Genomic DNA, 6864 nt, shown 5'->3' on the forward strand with positions numbered 1-6864 from the left:
CGTGTTACTCACCCGTCCGCCACTCGTCAGCCAGGAGCAAGCTCCTGCTGTTACCGTTCGACTTGCATGTGTTAGGCATGCCGCCAGCGTTCAATCTGAGCCAGGATCAAACTCTTCAGTTTAAAGCTAATGCTTTAATACGAGAGCGACCTGCTTTACCCAGAATTTCTGGTTAAGCTTTATTGGTCGTTCACGTTATTGGGTGGTGTTTCCACTCCGAACGCGAACGCCCACACAAGCTGCCTGTTCTGATTGTTAAAGAGCGCCTCTTGCGTTTCGCCCGAGGCAGACCGAGCATTTTACACTGATTGCCGTCCCTGTCAACACTCGGTCTTCATTTTTTTGTCACACTCGGCGGAGCCGGTGAAACTCGCTTCCTGCGAGAAGGCGGGCATTGTACTCGGCGAAAACCACCTGTCAAGCCCTGCCTGATTCCTCGTCTGAGCGGGGTTTGAAGCCGCTGTTTCGGCGTCGCCCCCCGTTGAGGAAGCGGGCATTATAGAGACATGCAGACGGGGGTCAAGGGGCTGGGGGCAGTTTTTTTCGCCCCCCCCCAAGCGCCACCCTTTCTCTAGTCGACCCGGACCCGCCGGAAGCGGCGTTTACCGACCTGTACCACCTGCTCGGAGCCGGACAGGAGCTGGTGGTCACGATCGGTGATCTTCTCACCCTCGACCTTCACCGCGCCCTGCTTGATCATTCGCATCGCCTCGGATGTGGACGGAGTGAGCCCACTGGCCTTGAGCGCCAGAGGCAAGCCAAGGGATCCATCGGGAGCGGTCAACTCCACAGTGTCCATATCATCGGGCACTTGCCCCTTGCGAAAGCGATCGACGAAGGCCCGGTGGGCCTGCCCTGCCGCCTGGTCCCCGTGAAAGCGGGCCACCAGTTCATCTGCAAGGCGGAATTTTATGTCCCGAGGGTTGGCACCGTCGACGACCTCCTGACGATAAGCGGCCAGGGTCTCCGGCGGCTTGAGGCTGAGCAGTTCGAACCAGCGCCACATGAGCTGATCGGAAATGGACATGATCTTTCCATACATCTCGCCCGGAGCCTCCGTGATGCCCACGTAGTTGCCCAGGGACTTGGACATCTTCTGCACGCCATCGGTGCCCTCAAGCAGAGGCACGGTCAGCACCAGCTGCGGTTTCTGGCCATAAGCCTCCTGCAACTGACGACCGACCAGCAGGTTGAACTTCTGATCAGTCCCGCCGAGCTCTACATCAGCCTCCAGCGCCACCGAGTCATAACCCTGGACCAGGGGATACAGGAACTCATGGATCGCAATGGGCTGCTTGCCGGTATAGCGCTTATGAAAGTCATCCCGCTCCAGCATGCGGGCCACGGTGTGATGGGACGCCAACTTGACCATGCCGGCGGCACCCAGTTGATCCATCCAGCGGGAATTGAACTCGACCCGGGTGCGCTCGGGATCCAGGATTTTGAAAATCTGCTCCTGATAGGTGCGGGCGTTATCCACCACCTGCTCCGGTGTCATGGGCGGTCGCGTGGCGTTCTTGCCACTGGGGTCGCCGATCATCCCGGTGAAGTCGCCGATCAGGAAGATAACCTCGTGACCCAGTTCCTGAAACACGCGCATCTTGTTAATAAGTACCGTGTGCCCCAGATGCAGATCGGGCGCAGTGGGATCAAAGCCCGCCTTGATCCGCAACGGCCGCCCGGCGGCAAGCCGCTCTTTCAGCTCGGCCTCGGGAATGATTTCGTCCGCACCCTGGCGGATTCGCGCAAGGGCCTGGTCAAGCTCAGCCATCTTCTCTCCAATCTTCAGTCAGTTGAGAGGCATTTTTTCAAAAAAACTGCAGAAATACCCGCTACTCTTATGATATAACACGTGAAAAGTTGCCTACGCCGAGCGTGCGCCCAGCCGGCACAGCAAATAATGATACCGGGCGTCCAGACGGTGATTGACGGGGAGCCCGCTCACCGATAAGTTTCCGCGCTTTGCCTCAGGCCAGAAACAGAGTCATGAAGACACGATCAGGTATCAGACACGATTATAAGCCACTGGGCAGCCGCCGTTCCCGCCCCAACCTTTTGCGGCATCTCCTGCGACGCTGGGAATCCCCTCGCGACTGGCACCCCTCCCAACGCCAGCTGCTCGGCGGCGGACTGCTGCTGGGCCTGGTGGTATTGATCACTTCCGTCAGCGCCTTCTCCGGCGCCGACAAGCCGGAGCCTCGTCCCGAGAATGGCAGCCGCAGCGTACCCCTGCATCTGCCCAACGGCCCTCTGGCCCAATCGCTGATCGAGGATGCAGGCCTGAACGGGGAAGACGCTCGTCACCGTATCCTGGAGGTCAAGGGCGGTGACTCCCTGGCCCGGGTCTTCCAGCGGGCCGGCCTGGACCGGACCGATCTGCATTTTATCGTATCCCTGGGTGGCGAAACCGAAAAGCTGACGCGCCTGCGCCCGGGAGACCAGGTGGAAATTGTGGATGATGGCAGCGGCAATGTGCTGCGCCTCTCCCACCGCATCGACAGCGACCGAATACTGGAAGTCTCCCGCGGTGACAACGGTTTTGAAAAAGAGGTCACGGAACTGCCGGTGCAGCGGCGGGTTACCTTTGCCAGTGGCGTCATTGAACGCTCACTTTACCAGGATGCCCGGGCGGCGGGCCTGTCGACCAACCTGATCATGAACCTGGCCGGCATCTTCCAGTGGGATATCGACTTCGTGCTTGATACCCGGCGAGGCGATGAGTTTGTCGTGATTTACGAAGAACTCTACCGCGATGGCGAGAAAATCCGTGACGGCCAGATCCTGGCGGCGGAGATCGTCAACCGGGGCAATCGATTGCAGGCCGTGCGCTACACCAAGCCTTCCGGCGAAAGCGACTACTACAATCCCGAGGGCGATAGCATGCGCCGCACCTTCCTGCGCGCGCCACTCGACTACGTCCGGATCAGCTCCCACTTCAACCCCAACCGACGGCACCCTGTTCTGAATCGGATTCGGGCCCACCGCGGCGTGGACTATGCCGCCCCCACCGGCACCCCCATTCGGGCAGCCGGTGATGGCCGCATCACCCTTCGGGGACGCCACGGGGGCTACGGCAACACAGTCCAGATCCAGCATGGGGAACGTTATTCGACTCTCTACGCCCATATGTCGCGCTTTGCCAATGGCCACCGTGTCGGCAGCCGGGTCCGGCAGGGGGAAGTGATCGGCTACGTTGGCCAGACCGGACTTGCCACCGGCCCCCACCTGCACTACGAGTTTCTCGTCGATGGTGTGCACCGCAATCCGGTGACGGTGGACTTCCCGGCCGCCGATCCGGTACCGGAAGAATATCGTGAACACTTCTTCACCACGACTGCGCCGCTGGTGGCCCATCTAGATTTGATGCGACCCGGCGAACGCCTCGCAGAACTCACTGACTGAGATCCCGGCATGGCGGCGACACACTTCATCGGGCTGATGAGCGGTACCAGTCTTGATGGGGTGGATGCCGCCCTGTTGGGCAGCGAGGAAGGACACCATGAGCTGCTGGCCGGCGTCACCCGGCCATTCCCTCCGCAGCTGGCCAAGCTGCTCTCCTCCCTGTGTCGCCAGCCAGAGATTGCCCCGGACGTCCTGGCCGAAGCCGAGACTGCCTTTTGTCAGCAACTGGCGGAAGCCACCGAGGCCCTGCTTCAGGTGGCCGGGTTGGATAAAGACGCGGTAACCGCCGTCGGCAGCCACGGCCAGACCATCAGGCACCTGCCCGACAAAGGGTGGTCCTGGCAGATCGGCTCGCCCGCCCGCCTGGCCTGCCTGACCGGCCTGCCCGTGGTGGCGGATTTTCGCAGTGCCGATCTGGCACGCGGCGGACAGGGCGCGCCGCTCGCCCCCGCCTTCCATCAAGCCTTCTTTTCCAGCCCCGAAGAAACTCGGCTGGTGCTCAATCTGGGCGGTATCGCCAATGTCTCCCTGCTACGACCGGACCAGGCCCCGATCGGCTGGGACACCGGCCCCGCCAATACCCTGCTGGATGCCTGGCACCGCAAGCATCACCCCGGCGCCGGCTGGGACCCGGACGGCCAGTGGGCCGCCAGCGGCGAGACCCGGGCTGAACTGCTGCAACGCTTGCTGGATGACGATTACTTTCGCCAGGCGCCGCCCAAGAGCACCGGACCGGAACACTTCAATCTGAACTGGCTGGCCAAGCATGGCGGCCGCTCCGTGAGCGCCATCCCGGCGGCCGACGTGCAGGCGACCCTGCTGGAACTGACTGTTCAGCCCATCGCCGCCATCGCCCGAGCCCACCATGTTGACCGGGTCATTGCCTGCGGGGGAGGAACCCACAACCGCACCCTGATGACGCGCCTGGCACATCATCTGGAGAACATTCCGCTGGAAAGCAGCAAGACCCAAGGCCTTGATCCGGATCATGTGGAAAGCGCCGGCTTCGCCTGGCTGGCGCAACAGCGCTGGAATGGACTGTCCGTTCACCTGTCGGCGGTCACAGGCGCGGATGGCGACGGCACCCTGGGCGGCCTCTGGCTACCCTGAAAACACCTTCATCAGATTGTCATAGCAATAATCTAGGCTGACGCACTCATCGCATCAGGGCCGTCCTCATGAGTGACGTCGACTTAAAATCCCAGGATTTATATATCAACCGCGAACTCAGCCTGCTTGAGTTCAATCACAGAGTATTGAACCAGGCCCGCGATCCCGACACCCCCTTGCTGGAACGTCTGAAGTTCCTGTGCATTGCCACCACGAATCTTGACGAATTCTTCGAGATCCGTGTGGCTGGGCTCAAGCAGAAACTCGAAGCAGGCTCGGTGGAGACAGGGCCGGACGGCCTACCACCCAAGGAAACGCTGCGCGCCATCAGCCAGCGGGCCAGACAACTGGTGGCGGATCAGTATTACTGTTTCAACCGGGAGCTGCTGCCTGCCCTGCAAAAGGCCGGCATTCGTATTCTGAAGCGTGACCAATGGAACAACGGGCAGCAAGCCTGGCTGAAGCGATTCTTCCGGGACGAAGTGCAACCTTTGCTCAGCCCCATGGGTCTTGACCCTGCGCACCCCTTCCCGCGCATTCTCAACAAAAGCCTCAACTTCGTACTCGCTCTGGAGGGCAAGGATGCCTTCGGGCGTAACCGTGCCATGGCGGTGCTTCAGGCACCACGTTCCCTGCCCCGGGTCATTCAGCTTCCGCGTCAGCAGGCCGGAAACAAACCACACACCTTCGTGTTTCTGTCATCGATCATTCATGCCTTTGCCGATGACCTTTTCCCCGGCATGCAGGTCAGCGGCTGCTACCAGTTCCGCGTGACACGAAACAGTGATCTGTTCGTCGATGAGGAAGAGGTGGATGATTTGCTGCGCGCCCTGGAGGGGGAACTGCCCCACCGGCGTTATGGCGACGAAGTTCGGCTGGAGGTCGCCGATGACTGTCCGGATGACATGGCTGAAGATCTGCTCGTCCAGTTCGGCCTCACTCAGGACGATCTGTATCGGGTCGATGGCCCGGTCAATCTGAACCGTCTCATGGCGGTCTATGAACGGGTTGACGGCACCGGCCTGAAATACCCCAGTTTCGTCCCTGGCTTACCAAGGAGGCTGGCTCACAACAGCGATATTTTCGAAGTTCTTCGCAAGCAGGAATTGCTGCTCCACCACCCCTTCGAATCCTTCCTGCCGGTGATCGATTTCGTGCGCCAGGCCTCTGCAGACCCGCAGGTGGTGGCCGTCAAGCAGACCCTTTACCGCACCGGACCGGAATCGGCGATCGTGAATGCCCTGGTGGAAGCGGCAAAAAGCGGCAAGGAAGTGACGGTGGTGATCGAACTGCGGGCGCGCTTCGATGAGGCCGACAACATCAACCTGGCCAACCGTCTGCAGGAAGCCGGCGCCCATGTGCTTTACGGCGTAGTGGGGTACAAGACCCACGCCAAAATGATTCTCGTGGTTCGGCGGGAGGGGCGTCGCCTGCGTCGCTACGTTCATCTCGGCACCGGAAACTATCATCCCCGCACCGCGCGGCTGTACACCGACTACGGCCTGCTCTCTGCGGATCGCACCCTGGCCGAGGACGTGCACAAGGTCTTCATGCAGCTCACCAGCCTGGGCAAGGTAAGCAAACTGAAGAAGATCATTCACAGCCCCTTCACTCTGCACAAGGGGCTGATGGAGCGCATCGACCGGGAGATTGAACATGCCAGCTCCGGCAAGGCGGCCCAGCTGATCATCAAGGTCAATTCCCTGGTGGAACCCGCCTTGATTCGCCGGCTGTACGAAGCCTCGGCCGCCGGCGTGCAGATTGACTGCATCGTGCGCGGCATGTGCAGCCTGCGACCGGGCGTGAAGGGCGTCTCCGATCACATCCGGGTACGCTCGATCGTCGGTCGCTTCCTCGAACACACCCGGGTGTTCTGGTTCCTGAATGGTGGCGATGATGAGGTCTTCTGCGCCAGTGCCGACCTGATGGAGCGCAATCTGTTTCGACGGGTGGAGGCCTGCTTTCCGGTACAGGAAAAGACCGCTCACCGACGCCTGAGCCGGGACCTGAAAAGCTATCTCAAGGACAACTCCCAAGCTTGGGCGCTGCAGAGCGACGGGCAATATCGCCTGCTGACGCCTGGGCGGACTAAGCCACACACTGCTCAGGCGGCGTTGCTTGACGATCTGGCCGAGCGCAGTTGATTGCGGAAAGCCGTGACCTAGGCCGAATTTACTTAACTGCGAAGGTCAAAACGGAGACCAGCGGCCTGCTCGAAATCCACTTCTTCTGCCAGGTCGTCCGCCAACAAGGGGTGTCGCTCCAGCCAGCCGTCCGGCAATGTCAGAGTCCAGGCAGTCGGGCGGTCGGCAGCGAAACGGAGTGTGGGCACCCCGTCCCGCGCCCGGTGCA

Annotated in this window: 4 protein-coding genes and 1 rRNA gene; 3 read left to right on the forward strand and 2 right to left on the reverse strand. The window is 61.0% G+C overall.

The window, feature by feature from the left end; genetic code table 11:
• Both ACJWXQ_RS04350 and tyrS read right to left on the reverse strand, forming a co-directional pair.
• A 16S ribosomal RNA gene (locus tag ACJWXQ_RS04350) occupies positions 1-122 on the reverse strand; the annotation flags it as partial.
• A gap of 449 nt (positions 123-571) precedes the next feature.
• A complete protein-coding gene (tyrS, locus tag ACJWXQ_RS04355; protein WP_346050852.1) occupies positions 572-1771 on the reverse strand; it encodes a tyrosine--tRNA ligase in 1200 nt (399 codons plus the stop codon).
• 215 nt (positions 1772-1986) lie between these two features.
• Between tyrS and ACJWXQ_RS04360 the strand changes: the two genes are divergently transcribed.
• The 3 genes from ACJWXQ_RS04360 (at position 1987) to ppk1 (ending at position 6656) form a co-directional block, all read left to right on the forward strand.
• On the forward strand, positions 1987-3402 hold the full coding sequence (locus ACJWXQ_RS04360) for a M23 family metallopeptidase (RefSeq protein WP_406672242.1): 1416 nt from the start codon (positions 1987-1989) through the stop codon (positions 3400-3402).
• Between the two features lie 9 nt (positions 3403-3411).
• Complete coding sequence (locus ACJWXQ_RS04365) at positions 3412-4512, forward strand: anhydro-N-acetylmuramic acid kinase (protein WP_346050854.1); 1101 nt, start codon at positions 3412-3414, stop codon at positions 4510-4512.
• Positions 4513-4580: 68 nt separating this feature from the next.
• A complete protein-coding gene (gene ppk1 / locus ACJWXQ_RS04370) occupies positions 4581-6656 on the forward strand; it encodes a polyphosphate kinase 1 (protein ID WP_406672243.1) in 2076 nt (691 codons plus the stop codon).
• Positions 6657-6864 lie beyond the last annotated feature (208 nt).

The organism is Natronospira sp., assembly GCF_007134575.1.
In the GTDB taxonomy this organism is placed as follows: domain Bacteria; phylum Pseudomonadota; class Gammaproteobacteria; order Natronospirales; family Natronospiraceae; genus Natronospira; species Natronospira elongata.